This is a genomic window from Celeribacter ethanolicus (assembly GCF_001550095.1).
In the GTDB taxonomy this organism is placed as follows: Bacteria; Pseudomonadota; Alphaproteobacteria; order Rhodobacterales; family Rhodobacteraceae; genus Celeribacter; species Celeribacter ethanolicus.
Genome location: NZ_LRUC01000045.1, coordinates 97,624 through 117,305, shown reverse-complemented (window position 1 = coordinate 117,305; position 19,682 = coordinate 97,624). Strand labels below are relative to the sequence as shown.

Sequence of the window (19,682 nt, the reverse complement as noted above, 5' to 3'; positions counted from 1 at the left end):
TTGAGTATTTAGGCCATCAGAAAACCCTTAGCGCGTCAGCGTGCGGCGGATGGCGTCGGTCCAGCCACTGTATTTCGCATCACGGGTGGCGGCGTCCATTTCGGGGCTGAAGGTGGCCTCCGCGCGCCAGTTTGCGGTGAAGGCCTCGGGCTCCGGGCAGAGACCGGTCGCGAGCCCCGCGAGATAGGCGGCGCCCAGGGCTGTGGTTTCCAGATTGGCGGGGCGGTCGACGGGCGCGCCGAGGATGTCGGCGAGGAATTGCATCGCGAAAGGGTTGGCCGAAAGCCCGCCATCGACGCGCAGCGTCGTGTCCTGCGGCGCGGTCCAATCGGCGTGCATGGCCTCTATGAGGTCCCGTGTCTGGTAGCCGACGCTTTCGAGCGCGGCGCGGGCGAACTCATTGGGGCCGGTGTTGCGGGTCATAGATCGCGCCGCGCGCGTCCGCGTCCCACCACGGTGCGCCGAGGCCCGTGAAGGCGGGGACGAGGTAGAGCTGTTGCTCGGGATCGGCCTGTTGCGCCATGGCGAGCGTGTCGGCGGCGTTTTCGATCACGCCCAGCCCGTCGCGCAGCCATTGCACCACGGCACCGGCGACAAAGATCGACCCTTCGAGCGCGTAGGTCGGCGTGCCGTTCAACTGGTAGGCCACGGTGGTGAGCAAGCGGTGTTGCGAGGCGATCGGCTCGGTGCCGGTGTTCAGCAGCGCGAAACAGCCGGTGCCATAGGTGGATTTCATCATGCCGGGGGTAAAGCAGGCCTGACCGACGGTCGCCGCCTGCTGATCGCCCGCGACGCCGCGGATCGGGAGGGGCGCGCCGAAGAGCGTGGTCTCACCGAAATCGCCGGAGCTGTCGCGCACTTCGGGGAGCATTTCCATCGGAATGTCGAGGCGGTCGCAAATGGTCCGGTCCCAGCGCCCCTCGTGGATATTGTAGAGCATGGTGCGGCAGGCGTTGGTGGCATCGGTGGCATGCACCCGGCCTTCGGTGAGGTTCCAGATCAGCCATGTGTCGACCGTGCCAAATTTCACCCGGCCCGATTTGGCAGCCGCACGCGCGCCTTCGGTCTGGTCGAGAATCCACGCGAGTTTGGTGGCGGAGAAATAGGGGTCGAGCAGGAGGCCGGTGCGCGATGTGATCTCGTCCTCGAAGCCCTCCGCCCGCAGTTTGGCGCAGACTTCAGAGGTGCGGCGGTCCTGCCAGACGATGGCGGGGGCCAGAGGCTTGCCGGTCTCGGCGTCCCAGACCACGGTGGTTTCGCGTTGGTTGGTGAGGCCCAGGGCGGCGGGGCGGGCGTCTTTCAGCACTTCTGCGAGACAGCGGCGCGACGTCTTCCAGAGGTCCATCGCATCGTGTTCGACCCAGCCGGAATGCGGGTAATGCTGGGCGAATTCCTCCTGCGCGCTGGCCATCGGGGTCAGATTGGCGTCGTAGAGGATGGCGCGCGTGGATGTGGTGCCCTGATCGAGGGCGACGAGTGTGTCAGTCATGGTGCCTCCCGCGCTCACGATAGGCTGAGGTTTAGAGATCGGCAAGCAGAGGGACGTTCTGGCGCATCCAGTCGTCGATGGCGGCGATCTCGGCCGCCGTCAGGCGCAGGCCCAGCTTGGTGCGCCGCCAGATCACATCGGCCACGTCGCGGGCGAATTCCTCGCGGATGAGATAGCGCAGCTCGGCCTCCGTCAGACCATGGCCGAAATCGCGGCCCATGTCGGAGGGGCCAACCACATCCTCGAAGATCGCGGCGGCGTTGCGGCCATAGAGATGCACGAGCCGGTCGGCGGCCTCGGGCGACAGGAAGGGAAATTGCAGGGTGAGCGAGGTCACCTGTTCGAGATCGTGGCCATAGGTGAAACCGCCGGGGAGCGGCGCGCCTTTGGTCCACGGATTTTTCATGACGAAAAACGGCGTGAGCTTGGCAAGCGCCGCCTCGGCGAGTTTGCGGTAGGTGGTGATCTTGCCGCCGAAGACATTGAGCAAGGGCGGGCCGTTTTCATCGAGCGACAGGACATATTCGCGGGTCGCTGCCGTGGCCGTCGAGGCGCCGTCTTCATAGAGCGGGCGGACGCCAGCGAAGCTATGGACCACATCGGCCTGCGTCAGTGGTGTTTTGAGATATTGGTTTGCGAAATCAAGCAGGTAGCGCTTTTCCTCAAAAGTCGCCTCGGCCACCAGAGGGTCGGCCTCATGGGGCGCTTCCGTGGTGCCGATCATGGTGAAATCGCGCTGATAGGGCAGGAAAAAGATGATGCGGCCATCGGAGCCCTGAAGGAAATAGGCCTTGTCGTGTTCGTAGAGCCGATTGACGACGATATGCGAGCCGCGCACGAGGCGCACGCGTTCGGTCGAATTGACGCCGATGACGCCGGTGAGGATGTCGGCGACCCAAGGCCCGCCCGCATTGACCAGTGCCTTTGCGCGGAAGGTGCCTTGGCCCTCGACGTCGATTTCCCAGTGATCCGCCTCACGCCGCGCCGAGGTTACTTTGGCGCGGGTCATGATTTTCGCGCCGAGAGCGCGGGCGTCCATGGCATTGAGCACGACGAGACGCGCGTCATTGACCCAAACGTCGGAATATTCGAACGCGTGTTTGAACATGTCTTTCAAAGGCGCGCCCTCGGGGCGACCCGTGAGATCATAGCCGGTGGTTCCGGGTAGAATTTTGCGCTTGCCGAGGTGGTCATACATCCAAAGCCCGACGCGGATGATCCAGCCGGGGCGCTGGCCTTTGAGCCAGGGCATGGTGTATTTCAACAGCTTCGAGATCGGCGTGTCGGCGTCGAACCGCATTTCTTTCGAGATCGGCAGGACAAAGCGCATCGGGAAGGCGATATGCGGCATGGCGTTGAGCAACACTTCGCGTTCCTCCAAAGCCTCGCGCACCAGCCGGACCTCGCCATATTCGAGATAGCGCAGACCGCCATGAAAGAGTTTGGACGAGGCCGAGGAGGTCGCCTGCGCCAGATCGCCCATTTCGGCCAGAGCCACCTTGAGGCCCCGGCCCGCCGCATCGCGGGCGATGCCACAACCATTGACGCCGCCGCCGATGATGAAGAGATCGAGAAGATCGTCGTTTTGAGTGTCAGAGGCGGGGGAGGCCGGGTTGGGGGAGGTCATGTCACGCTTTGCAAAATGAAACTTGTCGGGGTTCACGGTGACCCTAGGCTCGAAATTGTCAAGAAAAGGTTTTTTGACCAGAGCTTTAGGTCCTCGATCGCAGGGGTCTTGGGCGCGCACGGGTAAAAAACAGGTTAAGACCGGTGCGCAAAAGAGACAGGCTTGTCATTTCCGGGCCAATGGGAGACCTTGGGTGAAAGTCCATCAAGAGGCCGCGCCCTATGAAATTCTTTCCCATGTTCCTGCGCATGACCGGGCGCGATGTCGTGATCATCGGCGGCGGTGAGACGGCGGCGCAAAAGGCGCGGCTGATGCTCAAGACCGAAGCGCGGATCGTGCTGGCGGCCCCTGAGCTGGAGCCGGAACTGGCGGCTTTGGTGGCCGAGGGGCGGGCGGTTCAGCTTGCGGAGGAGATCACCGCAGAAACGGCTGCGGATGTTTTCGCCAATGCGGCCTTGGTCTTTGTCTGTACCGAGGATGAGGATTGCGATGTGCGCATGGCGCAGATTGTTCGCGATGCGGGCGCACTGGTGAACGTCGTGGATCGGCCCGATCTTTGCGAAGCGAACACGCCGTCGCTGGTGGATCGCGATCCTTTGGTGGTGGCGATCGGCACAGAAGGCGCGGCCCCGGTTTTGGCGCGCCAGATCAAGACCCGGCTGGAGGAGATGCTGGAGCCGCGCCTGGGCGAGTTGGTGGCGCTTGGCGGGCGGCTGCGCGACGCGGTGGCCAAGGACGTGCCGCGCGAGAAACGCCGGGCGTTCTGGCGTTGGGTCTATCATGATGCGCCACGCAATCTGTTTGCCCGAGGGGCGGAACGCGAGGCAGCGGAGCGGATCAAGGCGGCGATTGCGGCGGGCGGGGCGCCCGGCGATGCGGGGCGTGGCGCCGTGGCGCTTTTGCCGGTGGGCAGCCCGGACCCGGATCTGCTGACGCTGCGCGCCGTGCAGCGGTTGCAGGAGGCCGATCTCATTGTCTGTGCCGAGGCGGAATTTGCCCCGATGCTGGAACTGGCGCGTCGCGATGCGGAACGGGTGATCGTGGGGCAGAGCCATGGCACGGAGGGCTGGCTTTTGTCGGACCAGCGTCATGTTGTTCTGCAAGATTATGAAAAAGGCGCGCGGGTCGTCTGGCTGGTGCCGCGGCGCGATGCGGAACGGGCGGCTTTGGGTCTGCCCGAGGATGTCGAGCGCGTGCCGGCGGTGCGGGTTTAAGGAGGCGGAAATGGCGGATCTGGAACATCGGATTGCGGTGGCGCGGGGCGAGGAACCCGCCGACATTGTGCTCAAGAATGGCTCGATCTTCGATCTGATGACCGGCGAGCTGATCGTCGGCGATGTGGCCATCGTCGGCGACCGGATCGTGGGCGTTTTTGAGCGCTACGAGGGCAAGCGCGAGATCGACGTCACAGGGCAGGTGATCGTGCCGGGGTTCATCGACACGCATTTGCATATCGAAAGCTCGCTGGTGACGCCGTTCGAGTTTGACCGCTGCGTCCTGCCGCGCGGTGTGACGACGGCGATTTGCGATCCGCATGAGATCGCCAATGTCATTGGCCTGCCGGGCATCCGCTATTTTCAGGCGGCGTCCGAACATACGCTGATGTCGATCCGGGTGCAGCTGTCGTCCTGCGTGCCGTCCACGCATATGGAAACGGCGGGGGCGGAGCTTTTGGCCGGGGATTTGGCCGAGGTGATGGGGCATCCGTCGGGCATCGGTTTGGCCGAGTTCATGAATTACCCCGGCGTGATCTACCGCGACCCCGAGGCGATGAAGAAAATCCGGCTGTTTGAGGATGGGCATATCGACGGCCATTGTCCGCAGCTTTCCGGTACCGATCTCAACGCCTATATCGCGGCGGGCATCCGCACCGAACATGAGGCCACGACCGCCGAAGAGGCGCGCGAGAAGCTGCGCAAGGGGATGCGGGTTTTGATCCGCGAAGGCTCGGTGTCGAAAGATATGCACGCGCTGCAACCGCTTTTGACCCATCTGACCGCGCCCTATATGTGTCTTTGTACCGATGACCGGAACCCGCTGGACATCGGCGAATACGGGCATCTGGATTACGTCATCCGCACATTGATTTCGCTCGGAAGTCCCGCTCTGGCGGTGTACCGCGCGGCCACTCTGTCGGCGGCCGAAGCCTTTGGGTTGAAGGATCGCGGCATGATCGCGCCCGGCAAACGGGCCGATATTGTTGTGCTGGACAGTCTGGAAAACTGCAATGCTCAGAAGGTTTTCGCGGGCGGGGTTGAAGTGACGGACGAGGCCTTTGCGGCACGCGGGCATGTGGCGCCTGTGGGGCGTGGCTCGGTCAAGGCGCCGAAGGTCCGTCCGGAGCAGTTCCGCGCCACGGGCAACCGCCAAGAGGTGGATGTGATCGGGATCATCGAGGGCAAGATCATCACCGAGCATCTGCGCGAGACCGTGCCGATTGTCGATGGCGACAAGGCGCCGGACCCGGCGCGCGATCTGTCCCGGATCACGGTGATCGAACGGCACGGCAAGAACGGCAATATCGCCTCGGGCTTTGTCAAAGGCTTTGGGCTACAGGCGGGGGCGATTGCCTCGACCGTCTGTCACGATCATCACAACATCGCCTGCGTTGGCGTCGATTACGCCGATATGGCGCTGGCGGCGAACCGGTTGTCGGAGATCGAGGGCGGGTTTGTCGTGGTACGGGACGGCAAGGTTTTGGCCGAACTGGCGCTGCCGGTGGCGGGGCTGATGAGTTTGGAGCCCTTCGAGGTGGTGCGCGATCACCTTGTCGATCTGCGGGCGGCGGCGGCGTCGCTTGGGGTGACGCTGGAAGAGCCGTTCCTGCAACTGGCGTTTCTGGCGCTGCCGGTCATTCCGGCGCTCAAGATCACCGACCGGGGCATGGTGGACGTCACCAAGTTCGAGATCATCGCCTGAAGTCAGTCGAGCGCGATCCGCTCGCTGGCATCGGGCGCAAGCGTGAGGCGTTTGTAAAAATTGAGCCGCCACGAGCGGGCCTCGACCTCGTAGCAGGTGTTCGCGTCGAGGGTGATCTCCCAGGCCGGATCGCGGCGGGGATCGTCGCGTTTGCGGGCGATCAGCACGAGCGGCGGGGCGCTGTCGTCACAATGTGCAAGGCTCAAATGATCGAGCCGGTGAGTGGCTGTGACCGACAGGGTGGCCGTGGGGCCGCGCCCTGTGCCATAGCTCCGATGGTCGACGACGAAGCCGTAACAGCCCGAGAGCAGAAGTGCCGAGAGCATTGCAATGCGTGTCATTTTGGGTCCCTTGAGGTGTCGTGAAGACCGTAAAGGATCGTGGTCATAGGGGAAGAGGGTTTCCGTGTTGCAAAAAGTGAACCGTTTCGTTCATTTTTGGCGATTTCTCATATTGACGGTTTTGTCAAAACGCCCACATAGAGGGCGAAACTTCATGAGGAGCTGTGAGATGACAAAGCTGATCCTGCCTGTGGCGCTGGCCACGCTGACCCTTGCTGCCTGCGATCAGGTGGAAAAATACCCGGTGTCGCAATGCACCACCGCCGACCATTACCCGGTCGCCTGTCAGGAGATTGAGGAGGGCGTCAGCCCGGCCGATCTCGAACCGGTCGATGTGCCGAATTTCACCGGGGCGTAATCTCAATATCCGCGGGTCAGATCGACGACATCCGTCATCGGTCGGCCCGCAAGCCATGCGTCGAGATTGCGCAGCGTTTTCTGTTCGAAGCGGGCGCGCTCCGACAGGCCGCCCTTGTAGGATTCATGCGGGGTCAGAAGGACCTTGGGATGGCGCCAGATCGGATCGTCTTCCGAAGGCGGTTCGGGATGGGTGACGTCGAGCGTCGCTTTGCTCAGGCGCCCGTCATCGAGTGCCTGCAAGAGCGCGCCCTGATCCACCAGCGCCCCGCGCGCGACGTTGATCAGATGCAGCCCGGGCTTGGCCTGCGCGAGCAGGGCGGCATTCACCAGGCCCTCCGTCTCGGGCGTCAGAGGCATGGCGATCACCACATGATCGGAGGTGGCCATGACCGCTTCGGGCGTGGCGCAGGGTGTGATCCCCTCCGGAACCTCGCGCCACGGCCCGCGCCGACAGGCCAGCACCTCCATGTCAAAGGGCCGCGCGCGTTTCGCCACCGCTTCGCCAATCGCGCCATAGCCGATCAGGCCAAGCGTCTTGCCCTCCAGCGTGCCGAATACCCGCGTGCCCCAATCATCTAAGGATGTCGTGCGCGCGCCGTAAATATCCTTCTCTACCAAGAGCATCGCAGCCATGACATATTCCGCGATCTGCGGCGCGGTCAGGCCGCGACCGTTGGTGATCACGCGGCCCTGCATCAGCCAGTCGGGGTAAATCTCGATCCCGGCGGAAAAGGTCTGAACCCATTTCAGCGCCGGAAGATTGACCACCTCCGGGGCCTTGAGCCAGGACCGGAAAGCGCGGGTCACGAGCGCCTGCGCGTCTTCGGGCAGGTCCCATGGCTGCTCGCGGTCGAAATGGTCGATCACCCGCGGCAGGGAGGGGTGCGCGCGGAGCGTCTGGCCGAACTCCGGGTCGATCTGGTTGACGATGACGGGCTGGGTCATGCGCTTCTTTCGAAAGGATTTTCGGCGAGCTTACCGGGAAGGCGCAGGGCGGTCATCCCCCATTTTCCGGCTCAGCCGGAGAAAGCCCCAAGCGAGCACCAGATCGGCCAGAAGCGTCACGATCAGGCTTGACAGGAGCGGCGGCAGGCCCGGTAGGGGGATCAGCGCCGTGCCGGTCAGCGCCCAAGGCAGCATCAGCACCAGAGTCACCGCGATGACCGCCAAAGCCGTGCCCCCCGCCGCCCGGCGCAGGCGCTCGGGCATCCGGTGGCCCCGGATCAGATGGCGCAGGCTGGTGAGCCGTTGCGACAGATCGTTCTGGACCAGCAAAAGCGCGGGCACCAGGAGGAGCACGATGAAAAAGCCGACGGTGAGGCCATAGACCAGCGTCACCACCGTGGGTTTGAGAAACAGCGACTGACGGCTCTGCTCATACATCAGCGGCGCAAGGCCCAGAACGGTGGTGAGCGTGGTCAGAAGGATCGGGCGCAATCGCTCGGTCGCGCCTGAGACGGCGGCACGCAGGATCGGCATGGTGCGGGCGTTGTCCTGAATCGTGGTGACCAGAACGATGGCGTCATTGATGATGATCCCGGACATGCCGATGAGGCCGATGATGGTAAAGAGCGACATGGCGAGGCCGAACTGCGCATGGCCCCAGACCGCGCCAATGAGGCCGAAGGGGATGACGGCCATGACGATCAACGGGCGGGTCCAGCTCCCGAAGACCCAGCCCAGGACGAGATAAATGCCGAGGATGCAAAGCATGAACCCGACCATCGCCTCGTCGAGGAAGGCGTTCTGTTGCGACACCAGCCCGCCCAGATCCCAGTCGAGATCGTAGCGCGCGGCGATCTGCGGCAGGATCTCGTCGTTGAGCGCGCGACCGATCTCGCCTGCGCGGACCGGATTGTCCTCGGAGAGCGCGCCGGTGATGCTCACCAACTGCCGCCCGTTCTCGCGCGAGATGGTGGAGAAGGCGAGGCTGCTCTCCGCCGTCACGATCTCGCCCAGCGGCAGCCATTGCCCTTCCGGGCTCTGCATCAGCGTGCTGTCGAGATAATCGGCGGTGCGTTCCGCTTCGGGCACTTTGACGGTCACTTCGGTGGTGCGCGTGCCCGCCGGGAATTCCGCCGCCGTCAGACCGTTCAAACGCCCGAACAGCTCCGCGCCGATCGCTGCGGTGGTAAAGCCAAGCGCCTCGCCGGTGGGGGTCAGGTCGAGCCGGATGTCCTCGCGGCCATAGGGCAGGCTGTCTTGCAGCCCGGTGATTTCGGGGAACTGGCCGAGGGCGGCGATGAGATCGGTGGCGGCGGCTTTCAGGCGGTCGCTGTCGGTGCCGTAGAAATTGACCGAAAGCGAATCCCCGCCGGGGCCGACGCCCTGCGAACGGAAATTCAGAACCGCGATCCCCGCCGGGCGTTTGATCTCCGCCATCAGCTCGCGTACGAGGTCCTGACCGGAGAAGTCGCGTTGATCCGCGCCGACGAGGCCGATGTCGATCGAGCCCAGCGTGTCGGGGTCCATGGTGTCCTCGCCGGGAATGCCCTTGGCCGCCGTGCCGCCGACCTGTGTGAGGATATGCACCAGCGGATCGAGGCCGGTTTCGGCCTCATGGGCGGCACCGACGGCCTTGGCTGCGCGGTCGAGTTCGCGGGTGAAGGCTAGCGCGTCCTCGCGGGTGGCGCCGGGGAGGAAGGCGAAATTGCCGGTCACCGAACTGCGCTCGGGGGCGGTGAAAAACGCCCATGGCACCGAGCCGCGAAGCACCTGTGCGACCGAAAGCGACAGGAGCAGCAGCATCGCGGCAACCACCGGATAGCGCAGGCGCAGGACGAGGGTCATGAAGGGGGCGAAGCCGCGCTCCGAGATCCAGGTAAAGCCGCGATTGAACTGGCGCGAGGGCCAGTCGTACCACCGTTCTTTCGCGCCATGCATCAGGGCGTGGCGCATGTGATGCGGCAGGATCAGGAAACTCTCGACGAGGGAAGCGGCGAGAACGGCGGCGACCACATAGGGAATGTCGGCGATCAGGCTGCCGAATTCGCCGCCGATGAACAGAAGGCCGACAAAGGCGAGGATCGTGGTGGTCGTCGAACTGAACACCGGACCGAGCATCCGCCGCACGGCGTTGACCGGCGCGAGGTCGGGGCTTTCACCCAGCCGCCGCGCCCGGTGGTCGGCATGTTCGGCCACGACGATGGCGTCATCGACCACGATGCCCAGAGTGATAATCAGGCCGAAAAGTGACATCATGTTGAGGGTCAGCCCGCCAACATACATGACGCCGATGGCGGCGAGCATGGAGACCGGAATGCCCATCGCGACCCAAAGCGCCGTGCGCGCCGAGAGGAAGAGAAACAGCACCACAAGCACCAGCGCCAGACCGGAGATGCCGTTTTTCATCAGGATGTCGAGCCGGTCGGTGATGTCCTGGGCGCGGGCGTTGATCAGTTGGACGGAGACGCCTTCGGGCAGCTCCGGCCCCATCTCGTCGGCAATCCGGCGCACGGTGGCTTCCATGCCGATGGCATCGCCTTGCGCCGTCCGGTCGACGCGGATCAAGACGGCGGGGAGGCCGTTGACGGCATAGGCCTGACCGGCGTCGGAGCGGGTGGTCTCTATGGTGGCAAGGTTGCGAAGGTAAAGTTTCGAGCCGTCGTCATTGATCCGGATCACCAGATCGCGCAGCGCATCCGCCTCGCGGGTGTCACGCCCGGCCGAGAGCCGCGCGCCGTTGTCGCCGACGTCGCCCGCAGGCCGGGTGTCGACCTGGCGCGCGATGGCCGCCGAGATGTCGCTCAGCCCGATGTCATGGCGCACGCGGGCGGCCTCGGACACGCTGACGTCGATCTGCGGGGCGGCGACCCCGGTGATCGAGCTGCGGGTCAGACCGGCGCGGTAGAGCCGGGCGACGAAATCGTCACCGATCTGGCCTAATTGCTCCGGGCCGATGTCGCCCCAGATCATCACCTCGGTCACCTTGTCGCGCCAGACACCGCGCCGCACGACCGGCTCTTCGGTATTCTCCGGCAGGCTCTTGACCGTCTCGACCGCCGCTTTCACATCCTCGGTCGCCCGCGCCATGTCCCAGCCGGGATCGAGGGTGAGGGTCAGCGTGGTCGAGCCTTCTTTCGATACGGCGGTGGAGCTTGCGACCCCTTCGACGCCTTGCAGTGCGGGCTCCAGAAGGGCGACGACGGCGCGGTCGATCTCCTCGGGCCCTGCGCCGTCCCAGTCGACCGTGACGGTGACCGTGTCGACCACCACGTCGGGGAAGAATTGCGAGCGGATTTTCGTTGAGGAGACGAGGCCAAAGGCCAGCATCAGAACCATGACAAAGGCCGCCGCGGTGCGGTGGCGGGTGAAATAGGCCAGAAGGCCGGAGGGCGTACCGGAGGCGGCCATCACTGCGCCTCCGCGATCATGGCTTCGAATTTCTCGACGGTGGCGCGCGGCACTTCCGGCCGGCTCAGCTCTTCGAGGAATTGCGCTTTCTTCTCGGGCTTCATCTTGTCGCTGGCTTCGATGAAAGCGATGATTGCGGCGCGGCGGGTGTGATCGAGGGCAATGGTGTCAGCCGCAGGGGCGGGGAGGACGGCAGGCGCGGCGCTTGCGCTTGTGTCCGCCGGGGCCGGCACCACCGGTGTCACAACGATCCCCGGTCCAAGCTGAAGCGCCCGGGCGGTGACATATTGCCGACCGAAGGGCACATCCGCGACGATCAGGTCGTCGCCCTGATGGCGCAGCAGAGTCACGGGGATCTCTTCGAGCCGGTTGGCCGCGCCGATCAGCAACATGCGCCCGTCGGTGGTGACGGCGCTGGCCGGAATGCGGGCCACATTCGACAGCGGCTTTTCGGGGATGCGCAGCGCCACGAAATCGCCGGGTTGCACAAGGCTCGGGTCGGGATCGGTGAGGCGGGCGTAGACCAGCCGCCCGACCTGACCGTCCTCGAGCGCGACGGCGGTGCGGTCGAGCCGGGCGGGGACTTCGGTTTCCTGCCGCCCGCGCTGGATCAGCACCGTGATTTCCGCCTTGCGCAGCGCGCCCGCGTCATTGAGGAGGCGACCGTATTGATTGCCGGTGAGGCGAAAAGCGACCTCGATCTGCCCGGGATCGACCAGCATCCCCAATTGTTCGTTGACCGACACCAGCCCGCCGGGCAGGGCGGTGACTTCGGAGAGCACGCCGTCGAAAGGCGCGCGCATTTCGGTGTCCGACAGGGCACGGGCGGCCTCCCTGAGGGCGATCTGGCGGCGCTCCAGCAGGATCTGCGCCTGTGCGAGCTGCGCTTCGTTGCCTGCGACCGCCTGTTGCCGGTTGATCAGGGTCTGTTCGGCGGCAGCGCGGGCCAGAGACGCGGTTTCAAGCGCCTCCGCCGTCGCCACGCCGCGGTCGCGCAGGTCGAGCTGGCGGGTGTAGGCCTGGATGCGCAGATCGCGCTGGTCTTCGGCGGCCTGTGCCTCAAGCCGCGACAGTTCGAGCGTCGCGCGGATCTCGTTGAGATTGGCCTCCGCCTCGGCGACATCGGTCTGCGCGAGCTCATAAGCGCTTTGCAGTCTGGCCGGGTCGATGCGGTACAACAGATCGCCCGCCGCAACCCGCCCGCCGTTGCGGAAGCTCTCCGCCAGTTCGATGAGCGTGCCCGCCACCGCGCTGCGCAATTCGAGCCGGTGCGCGGCCTCGAGGCGACCATAGGCGGAGATCACCGGGGTGAGGGTTTCGGGGGTCAGGGTGGCCACGTCGACCGTATAGGCCCGCGCTTTCGGGCTGCGCGTGGCGGCATTGGTTTTCGGGCCGGTGGCGGCCTGATAGACGAGACCGCCTGCGGTCAGGGTGAGGGCGAGGGTGGCTCCGAGAATGGCGAGGCCTGCCGCCGAACGGGTGCGTGTGGCCATGGCTGGGTCTCCGAAATGGATGTGCGTTTTTGAATGTGTCGAGGTCGAGAGACCATGTGCGCGTCTCTCGGGTCAAGGGCGATCTTCCCCGTGCTGCGATCTGCCCCATGCGATTTCCCTGTCTTTATCAGGCCCCTATAACCTGGGTTTATCCTGACGGGGACGGGACGGATGCCGGGAAATGCCGCGCGTCAGTGGTGGTTTCTGTGACGATTTCACTCTGAGCCACCGAGCTCCGTGTGGGAGTCTGGCATGCTTGTTTTTTGGGCAATATGTGCCTTGTCATCTATTTTTCAGGAAAACCATTTGACAGGTGTCTCGGATGTCGGTCAATAATTACGGTAATAATAACGTAAAACTGCCGGAAGTTCCGGTCAAACGCACCGTCAAACCTCCTGCCGGATACGGCCCGCTCCTGTCTCGGGGCGACCGGTTCCGTATGGTGGCTTTCAAGGTCCCAAACCTGCAAGACCGCGCAGGTCCTGTGTTTGTCCGAGGGTGTGCCGGCCCCCATCCAACTGGAGACGTGAGATGACTGCACAGATGAAAACGACCCTGAAAAACAGCCTCGGGAAGACCCTCGGCGCGCTGGCTGTGACGGCGGCGATGGCGACCCCGGCACTTGCCGGCGGCACCAAGCTCGACATCCAGAGCGCCTGGCCGCTGACTATGCCGGCTTCGGGTGCCAATGCGGCCTATCTCGGCGAAAAGCTCAACGAAGCATCGGGCGGGGCGCTCGACGTGACGGTTTACGGCGCGGGCAAGCTGGTGCCGTCGCTGCAAATCTTTGACGCGGTGCAACAGGGCTCGCTCGATGCGGGGATCACCTCGCCGCTCTATGTCGCCGGTCGCTTCCCGGCGGTGCAACTCTTTGGGGGCATTCCCTTCGGCCCCGATGTGCTGACCCACACCGGCTGGCTCTACGAGGGTGGCGGCGCCGAGATTTGGGCTGAAATCTACGCCAAACAGGGCGTCAAAACCATTCCCTGCGGCCTCATGGATAGCGAGGCGGGCGGCTGGTACAACTTCGAGATCAATTCGCTCGACGATCTGAAGGGCAAGAAGATCCGTTTTGCCGGTCTCGCAGGCGAGGCCATGGCCAAGGTCGGCGCGTCCATCGTGCTTTTGCCGGGCGGCGAGATCTATCCGGGGATGGAAAAGGGCATCATCGACGGCACCGAGTTGTCCATGCCCGCCATCGACATCACGCTGGGCCTTCAGGACGTCGGCAAATATTACTACCTGCCGGGCTGGCACCAACCGGCGGCGATGAACGAGCTGATCGTCAATATGGCGAAATGGGACAGCCTCGACCCGGCGCAGCAGACCCTCATCGAAGAGACCTGCAAGGCGGTCAACCTGACCTCCGTGATCTCGACGCTCACGGCCAATGGCGATGCGATTGCGACGTTTGAAGAGGCCGGTGTGGAGATCAAGAGCTTCCCGCCGGAGGTGCTTGAGGGCCTGCACACTGCCTTTGACGAGGTGATTGCCGAACAGGTTGCCGCGGACGCGGATTTCAAACGGGTCTGGGACTCGCTTGAGGCCTACCGCGCCAAGACCGCCGCCTGGTCCGAACGCCGCTGAGAAAGATGCGCCGGGGGCAGGGGCCTCCGGCGCGCATCGTCATGACCGCACTCATTTCCTATACCGAACGGTTCATCGCCGGGATCGGTCGCATCGGCAGCCTGTTCCTGCCGCTTCTGATGCTCACCATTCTGGTCAATGTCTTCTCCCGCTATGCGCTTGGCCTCGGCTTCATCCAGCTCGAGGAATTGCAATGGCATCTCAACGCCATCGCCGTGATGTCCTGCCTCGCCTGGGCCTATCAGAAGGACGTGCATGTCCGCGTCGATGCGTTTCACGCCAGGATGTCGCCCACGGCGCGGGCGATTGTCGAAGTGCTCGGCGTCGTGTTCCTGCTCCTGCCTTTTCTGTGGTACGTCACCGGCTCCGCCTGGACGATCTTCAAGTATTCCTGGAACCTTAAGGAAGGCTCTCCCATGCCCTCGGGCCTGCCGGCGCGTTACCTGATCAAGGGCGTGATGGCGGCGGGGTTGTCGCTTCTGTTCCTGCAAGGGGTGGCGATCCTGTTGAAATCTCTTCTGTTCCTTTTCGGACCCAAGACGTATCGGGAGTGAGTTGAGATGGATGTTCTTTTCGTTTTTCTGCTGTTCTCGACCTTTCTGGTGGTGATGTTCTCCGGCTATCCGATCGCCTTTGTGCTGGGCGGGGTGGCCGTGGGCTTTGCCTCTCTGGGCACCATGCTCGATTATTTCTCGGTCGATGCCGATATGGCGTCTCTTCGGATGATCGGCTTTGTCGCCAACCGGATTTTCGACACGCTGTCGAGCTATTCCCTGATCCCGATGTCGATGTTCGTGTTCATGGGGATGATGCTCGACAAATCCGGCGTGGCGGAGCGCCTGTTGACCCGGATGCATTCGCTTCTGCGCGTCGTGCCCGGTGGTATGGCGGTGTCCGTCGTGCTGATCGGCGTGGTGCTGGCCGCCTCGACGGGCATCATCGGGGCCTCCGTCATGTTGCTCGCCACCATCGCCATGCCGGCGATGCGCGGGGCGGGCTATGACGACCGGCTGGGGCTGGGCGTTGTCGGTGCGACCGGCTGTCTCGGCATTCTCATCCCGCCCTCGATCATGCTTATCGTCATGGGCGATCAGTTGCAGATTCCTGTGGGCGATCTGTTCCGTGGTGCGATGATCCCCGGGCTTTTGCTGGCCGTCGCCTATGTGGTCTATGCGGTGATTTATGCCATCCTGCACCCTGACCGCGCGCCCGCCCGCGCGCTGGAAACAGGGCGAGGCGCGGGGGAGATCCTGCGCGATCTGCTCGGTTCGCTGGTGGCGCCGCTTTTGCTGGTCATTGCCGTGCTGGGGTCCATCGTTTTCGGCATCGCGACCCCGACCGAGGCCTCGGGCGTCGGGGCGGCGGGCGCGACCTTGATCGCGGTGGCCTCCCGGCGGCTCAGTTGGGCGGACTTCCGGGAGGTCTGTGAAGGCACCGGGCTGACCACCGCCTTTCTCTTCGCGCTGATCTTCGGGGCGTCCTGTTTCTCCGTCGTGTTGCGGGGCTACGGCGGCGACGAACTGATCGAAGGCGCGCTGCACGCGATCCCGCTGCCACCGACAGGGACGCTGATCCTCATTCTGTTCATCGTTTTCCTCTTGGGCTTCTTCCTCGACTGGATGGAGATCATCCTGATCGTCGCGCCGCTGGTTCTGCCGGTGCTCACGGCCTTGGGTCACGATCCGGCATGGGTGGCGATCCTGATGGCGATCTGTCTGCAAGCGTCCTTCCTGACCCCGCCGGTGGGGATGGCGTTGTTCTATCTGAAAAATGCTGTACCGGATGTGGAGATTACCCAGATTTACCGCTCGGTCCTGCCCTTCGTGGCGATGCAGATCGGCATTCTGGTGCTCACGATGGTTTTTCCTAAACTGGCGCTTTGGTGACGTCGGCGGGGATCGCACAGCAGACACAAAAAAGGGCGCCGAGGGGCGCCCTTTTTTGTGTTTTGAGAACCGCTTACGGTTTCATCAACACGGATTTCGACGGGTAATCCGACGCCCAGGTCGCGGGAAGCGGCGCGACGAACACGTTCTCCGTCCGGTTGCGGGTATAGCGCCAGACACCATCGTCGCATTTCTTGAAGGCGTTGAACAAACGTGACGAGCGCAGCAGCGCCTTGCCGTCAGAGAACAGCCAGGGTTGCATATGCACCCATTGCCCGGTCGCGGTGAGGCCGTCGTCCGCGATGTGGATCTGCTCAGAGGTCACATAATGGCAGTTGAGGATCAGCGCCGGATCGGTCTTGCCGCCCCAGAAGCCTTCGAAATGCTTGCGCACGGCCGCCTTGCCCTCGGCGCGACCGAACTGGCCGTCGTAATATTCGCCGACGCCTTCCCAGACGGCCTCCTCAGAGAACAGCTCCATGATCAGGTCGATGCGTTCCGCGTCGTCCTTGACGCCATATTCCGGCAGCGGCGTGTCGCAGAGGAACATGTAGCGCATCTGGACGTTGCGGATTTCGTTTGCGGCTTCGAGATTCTCGATGCGGCGGGTGAGGGTTTCTATCGTGTGCGTGGTGTCTTGTGACATCTCTGTCCTTTCTTGCGCGACTCGCGCTCCCTGTGGTCAAGACACGCCCTGCCTGTTTTTTGATCTTTGGTGGGAGAGTGTGCCAGGATTTAAAGCGGTAAAATTACTGTAAATGTTTTTTACGAAATGAGAATGTTTGGGTAAAGGATTTATTTCATTTTTCACTTGACCTGTCGTCTTTTTGCGTGAAAGTTACCGTAAAGAGCCGCAAGAACGGCCAAGACCCGCAACAGGGAAAGAAGATGAACGCACAGACTCCCAGCGCCGCGACGCTGGTCGGAGAGCTGTCCCTTGGCGGGGGCGGTCCGACCGTGGTCGTCAAGGATTGTATTGATGTCGAAGGCACCGTCACGGGCTGTGGCTCGCGGGCTTTCGCATCGCAGCCGCCCGCCGCACGAAACGCCGATCTGGTCGACGCCCTGCTGGAGGCGGGATGCAGGATCATCGGCAAGGCCAATATGCATGAGATCGCCTTCGGCATGACCGGGGTCAACGGTTTCACCGGCACGCCGGTCAATCCGCTCTGTCCGGATCGCATTCCCGGCGGCTCGTCTTCCGGCTCTGCCGTGGCCGTGGCCGAGGGGCTTTGCGATTTCGCCGTGGGTACCGATACCGGCGGCTCGGTGCGCCAGCCCGCCACCTGCTGTGGCGTGATCGGGATCAAACCGACCTATGGCCGGGTGAGCCGCAAGGGGCTGACACCCGTGCACAGTTCGCTCGATTGTCCGGGCATTCTGGCGCGGGACATGGACATGCTGGTGCGCGGCATGACGGCGATCGACCCGACATTCGTGCCGGAAAAGCTGCTCCATGCGCCGAAACTGGGCCGGATCAAATCCGAAGGAGTAGACGCCGAGGTGGGCGATCCGCTGGTTTACGCGCTGATGGACGCCTATCCGGACATGCCTTACGACATCCTGCCTTCGTTCGAGGCGGCTTTCGACGCGGGCATGGTGGTGATGTCGCATGAAATGGCGCAGGACTTCGGGCCGATGCTGGATCAGGGCGCGCCCTTCGGGCTGGACATCGCTGCACGGCTCAGGAATGCCCGGAAAATCACGGACGCGCAGCGTGCTGAGGCCGAAGCGGTCCGCACCCGCTTCACCGCCGAGGTGGACGCGCTTCTGGAGCGTTATGACGCCCTGGTCACGCCCTCGCTGCCGACCGTGCCGCCGACGCTTGCCGAGGCTCAGGACCCGCAGAATGTCCTCTCGCTCACCCGTTTTCAGCGCCCGTTCAACCTTTCGGGCCATCCCGCCATCACACTGCCTGCACGTTCGAACGCCGGTCTGCCCATCGGGTTGCAGATCATCGGACGCAAGGGCGAGGACGCCAAGCTCTGCGCCGTTGCGCGCTGGATCACGTCCTGCATCCCGCTGTTTCAGTCAAAGGACCGTAACCAATGACCTATCTTTCGAAACTGGCTTTTGAACAGGCCGACACGGCCGCCTATGTCTCCGTGCTGGATGAGATCCGGGCACGCCGGGCCGAATTCACCACACTGCGGCATGTGCCGCTCGACATGGTGAAAAAGCTGCAACAGATCGGCGCCTATCGCGCCTTTGTCCCGGCGCGTTTTGGCGGCGACGAGCTGAGCCCCGCCGATTTCTGCCGCCTGATCGAGGATATTTCCGCCGCTGACGCCTCCACCGGCTGGGTGGCGTCCTTCGGGGTGTCCGCCACCTATCTCGCGGCGCTTCCGCCCGAAACTTACGCGGCGATTTACGGCAAGGACCCGGACACGGTGTTCGCGGGGGCGATGTTCCCGCCGCAAAAGGCCGAGAAGGTCGCGGGCGGGTTCAAAGTGTCGGGCCGCTGGCCGTGGTGCTCGGGCATCATGGGGTCTTCCATCGTCGGCATGGGGATCAAGGTCGAGGGCGATGACACGCCGCTGCCGCGCGTGGCCGTCATGCCGCGCGACAAGGTGGCGGTGGACGAGACATGGAACACCATCGGCCTGTCGGCGACCGGATCGCATGACGCTGTGGCCGAGGGTGTGGTGGTTGCGCCCGAATGGACCTTCATCCGGGGCGGCAAACCGCTTTTGGACGATGCGATCTTCCGTTTTCCGGCGATGGCGCTCGCGGCGCAGGTTCTGGCCGTCGTGGCCTTGGGGGCGGCGCGCGAGGCCTTGGATTTCCTCGTCGAGGATGCCCGTCAGCGCGCCTCGATCACCGGTGCGCCGAACCCCGGCGCGCGGCCCTATGTGCAGGCGGAATTCGCGCGTGCGCAGGGCCTTCTGATGGGTGCCCGCGCGGCGTTCTACGATACGATCGAGGCCGGTTGGGACGAGTTGAAAACCACCGGAGAGGTCAGCCCGGACATGAAAATCCGCCTGCGCCTCGTGGCCAGCAAGGCGGCCCGCGACGGCGCCGAAGCCGCGCGCATGGCCTTTGTCATCGGCGGTTCCGGCGTGATGGCGACGGGTCACACGCTTGGCCGCTGCATGGTGGATGCCGCCTGCGTGGCGCAGCACGCCTTCATGGGCGAGGGGACATGGACCGCCGCCGGGGCCGGGTTCTTCGATCAGCCGACCATGCCGGGTTACCCTTAACGCCTGCGCAGTTCCCAGACATATTGCAAAGATTTTCCTTCAGAGAGGACCAGAGACATGAGCGACCAGAAACCGATCCGCACCCTGTTGTGCTTCAACAACCACGCCGCGTTTTTCAGCCTGCCGTTTGACCAGATCGGGCCGGTCTGGAAAGCCACCCAAGAGCTGATGTTCAAGATCGACCAGATGGAAGGGGTCGAGATCGTCGGCACTTTCGACGACGACCAGACCTTTGTCGGCGCCTCCGTGGGCTTTCCCTACACCTGGTACATCATGGCCGATTTCCCGACCCGCGAGGATGTCATGGCCGCCTGTAACCTTCTGCGCACCATCGTGGTGGGTGAGGGCAACGATCGCCTTTGGAAATACATGACCGTCGAGGCGCGCATGGGCCGTGCTCTCGAAATCCCGCAGCTTTAAGTCCGCA

15 protein-coding genes and 1 pseudogene are annotated in these 19,682 nt (G+C 63.8%); 9 read left to right on the top strand and 7 right to left on the bottom strand.

The features are described 5' to 3' along the window. Positions 1-27 precede the first annotated feature (27 nt). Together glpK and glpD are read right to left on the bottom strand one after the other, a co-directional pair. Positions 28-1,489: pseudogene (gene glpK, locus NH195_RS16365) on the bottom strand (glycerol kinase GlpK). A gap of 31 nt (positions 1,490-1,520) precedes the next feature. Then, on the bottom strand, positions 1,521-3,116 hold the full coding sequence (gene glpD / locus NH195_RS16360; RefSeq protein WP_066709481.1) for a glycerol-3-phosphate dehydrogenase: 1,596 nt from the start codon (positions 3,114-3,116) through the stop codon (positions 1,521-1,523). Between the two features lie 221 nt (positions 3,117-3,337). On the opposite strand from glpD, the gene NH195_RS16355 reads away from it, so the two are divergent. Continuing rightward, positions 3,338-4,330 carry an NAD(P)-dependent oxidoreductase gene (locus tag NH195_RS16355; RefSeq protein WP_066709338.1) on the top strand — a complete coding sequence of 331 codons (993 nt, stop codon included), beginning with the start codon at positions 3,338-3,340 and terminating at the stop codon, positions 4,328-4,330. Positions 4,331-4,340: 10 nt separating this feature from the next. Continuing rightward, positions 4,341-6,035 carry an adenine deaminase gene (gene ade, locus NH195_RS16350; RefSeq protein WP_066709335.1) on the top strand — a complete coding sequence of 565 codons (1,695 nt, stop codon included), beginning with the start codon at positions 4,341-4,343 and terminating at the stop codon, positions 6,033-6,035. Between the two features lie 2 nt (positions 6,036-6,037). On the opposite strand, the gene NH195_RS16345 is transcribed toward ade, so the two are convergent. Then, positions 6,038-6,376: a hypothetical protein gene (locus NH195_RS16345; RefSeq protein ID WP_066709332.1), complete on the bottom strand. Its 339-nt coding sequence runs from the start codon at positions 6,374-6,376 to the stop codon at positions 6,038-6,040. Positions 6,377-6,545: 169 nt separating this feature from the next. Here NH195_RS16345 and NH195_RS16340 point away from each other — a divergent pair, with 169 nt between their 5' ends. Beyond that, on the top strand, positions 6,546-6,734 hold the full coding sequence (locus tag NH195_RS16340; RefSeq protein ID WP_066709330.1) for a hypothetical protein: 189 nt from the start codon (positions 6,546-6,548) through the stop codon (positions 6,732-6,734). A 2-nt stretch (positions 6,735-6,736) separates the two neighbouring features. Here NH195_RS16340 and NH195_RS16335 read toward each other — a convergent pair whose 3' ends face one another. Genes NH195_RS16335 through NH195_RS16325 form a run of 3 tightly spaced genes read right to left on the bottom strand, consistent with a single transcriptional unit; the run spans position 6,737 to position 12,582 of the window. After that, entirely contained in the window at positions 6,737-7,681 is a 945-nt protein-coding gene (locus tag NH195_RS16335) for an NAD(P)-dependent oxidoreductase (RefSeq protein WP_066709328.1), read from the bottom strand. Between the two features lie 30 nt (positions 7,682-7,711). Further along, positions 7,712-11,089, bottom strand: a complete 3,378-nt coding sequence (locus tag NH195_RS16330; RefSeq protein WP_066709325.1) for an efflux RND transporter permease subunit — start codon at positions 11,087-11,089, stop codon at positions 7,712-7,714. Then, positions 11,089-12,582 (bottom strand): efflux RND transporter periplasmic adaptor subunit, encoded by a 1,494-nt coding sequence (locus NH195_RS16325; protein WP_066709321.1) that lies wholly within the window; start codon positions 12,580-12,582, stop codon positions 11,089-11,091. The genes NH195_RS16330 and NH195_RS16325 overlap by 1 nt, the downstream gene beginning before the upstream one ends. A 531-nt stretch (positions 12,583-13,113) precedes the next feature. Here NH195_RS16325 and NH195_RS16320 point away from each other — a divergent pair. Genes NH195_RS16320 through NH195_RS16310 form a run of 3 tightly spaced genes read left to right on the top strand, consistent with a single transcriptional unit; the run spans position 13,114 to position 16,055 of the window. Beyond that, positions 13,114-14,169, top strand: a complete 1,056-nt coding sequence (locus tag NH195_RS16320) for a TRAP transporter substrate-binding protein (RefSeq protein ID WP_238379787.1) — start codon at positions 13,114-13,116, stop codon at positions 14,167-14,169. Between the two features lie 41 nt (positions 14,170-14,210). Further along, positions 14,211-14,723: a TRAP transporter small permease subunit gene (locus tag NH195_RS16315; RefSeq protein ID WP_066709478.1), complete on the top strand. Its 513-nt coding sequence runs from the start codon at positions 14,211-14,213 to the stop codon at positions 14,721-14,723. Between the two features lie 6 nt (positions 14,724-14,729). Then, the gene (locus NH195_RS16310; RefSeq protein WP_066709315.1) at positions 14,730-16,055 is read left to right on the top strand and encodes a TRAP transporter large permease; all 1,326 of its coding nucleotides are present in this window, start codon (positions 14,730-14,732) and stop codon (positions 16,053-16,055) included. 73 nt (positions 16,056-16,128) lie between these two features. Here the strand turns inward: NH195_RS16310 and NH195_RS16305 are convergent, their stop codons facing one another. After that, positions 16,129-16,701 (bottom strand): nuclear transport factor 2 family protein, encoded by a 573-nt coding sequence (locus NH195_RS16305; RefSeq protein ID WP_066709312.1) that lies wholly within the window; start codon positions 16,699-16,701, stop codon positions 16,129-16,131. 242 nt (positions 16,702-16,943) lie between these two features. Here NH195_RS16305 and NH195_RS16300 point away from each other — a divergent pair, with 242 nt between their 5' ends. Genes NH195_RS16300 through NH195_RS16290 form a run of 3 tightly spaced genes read left to right on the top strand, consistent with a single transcriptional unit; the run spans position 16,944 to position 19,675 of the window. After that, positions 16,944-18,107 carry an amidase gene (locus NH195_RS16300; protein ID WP_066709308.1) on the top strand — a complete coding sequence of 388 codons (1,164 nt, stop codon included), beginning with the start codon at positions 16,944-16,946 and terminating at the stop codon, positions 18,105-18,107. Then, the gene (locus tag NH195_RS16295; protein WP_066709306.1) at positions 18,104-19,255 is read left to right on the top strand and encodes an acyl-CoA dehydrogenase family protein; all 1,152 of its coding nucleotides are present in this window, start codon (positions 18,104-18,106) and stop codon (positions 19,253-19,255) included. Before NH195_RS16300 ends, NH195_RS16295 begins: the two co-directional genes overlap by 4 nt. Positions 19,256-19,312: 57 nt before the next feature. Further along, positions 19,313-19,675: a hypothetical protein gene (locus NH195_RS16290; protein ID WP_066709303.1), complete on the top strand. Its 363-nt coding sequence runs from the start codon at positions 19,313-19,315 to the stop codon at positions 19,673-19,675. Positions 19,676-19,682: the final 7 nt, after the last annotated feature.

Bases quoted from the DNA above. Each gene is read 5' to 3' on its own strand.
- glpD (WP_066709481.1), bottom strand. From the start codon at position 3,116: ATGACCTCCCCCAACCCGGCCTCCCCCGCCTCTGACACTCAAAACGAC.
- NH195_RS16355 (WP_066709338.1), top strand. From the start codon at position 3,338: ATGAAATTCTTTCCCATGTTCCTGCGCATGACCGGGCGCGATGTCGTG.
- ade (WP_066709335.1), top strand. From the start codon at position 4,341: ATGGCGGATCTGGAACATCGGATTGCGGTGGCGCGGGGCGAGGAACCC.
- NH195_RS16345 (WP_066709332.1), bottom strand. From the start codon at position 6,376: ATGACACGCATTGCAATGCTCTCGGCACTTCTGCTCTCGGGCTGTTAC.
- NH195_RS16340 (WP_066709330.1), top strand. From the start codon at position 6,546: ATGACAAAGCTGATCCTGCCTGTGGCGCTGGCCACGCTGACCCTTGCT.
- NH195_RS16335 (WP_066709328.1), bottom strand. From the start codon at position 7,681: ATGACCCAGCCCGTCATCGTCAACCAGATCGACCCGGAGTTCGGCCAG.
- NH195_RS16330 (WP_066709325.1), bottom strand. From the start codon at position 11,089: ATGGCCGCCTCCGGTACGCCCTCCGGCCTTCTGGCCTATTTCACCCGC.
- NH195_RS16325 (WP_066709321.1), bottom strand. From the start codon at position 12,582: ATGGCCACACGCACCCGTTCGGCGGCAGGCCTCGCCATTCTCGGAGCC.
- NH195_RS16320 (WP_238379787.1), top strand. From the start codon at position 13,114: ATGACTGCACAGATGAAAACGACCCTGAAAAACAGCCTCGGGAAGACC.
- NH195_RS16315 (WP_066709478.1), top strand. From the start codon at position 14,211: ATGACCGCACTCATTTCCTATACCGAACGGTTCATCGCCGGGATCGGT.
- NH195_RS16310 (WP_066709315.1), top strand. From the start codon at position 14,730: ATGGATGTTCTTTTCGTTTTTCTGCTGTTCTCGACCTTTCTGGTGGTG.
- NH195_RS16305 (WP_066709312.1), bottom strand. From the start codon at position 16,701: ATGTCACAAGACACCACGCACACGATAGAAACCCTCACCCGCCGCATC.
- NH195_RS16300 (WP_066709308.1), top strand. From the start codon at position 16,944: ATGAACGCACAGACTCCCAGCGCCGCGACGCTGGTCGGAGAGCTGTCC.
- NH195_RS16295 (WP_066709306.1), top strand. From the start codon at position 18,104: ATGACCTATCTTTCGAAACTGGCTTTTGAACAGGCCGACACGGCCGCC.
- NH195_RS16290 (WP_066709303.1), top strand. From the start codon at position 19,313: ATGAGCGACCAGAAACCGATCCGCACCCTGTTGTGCTTCAACAACCAC.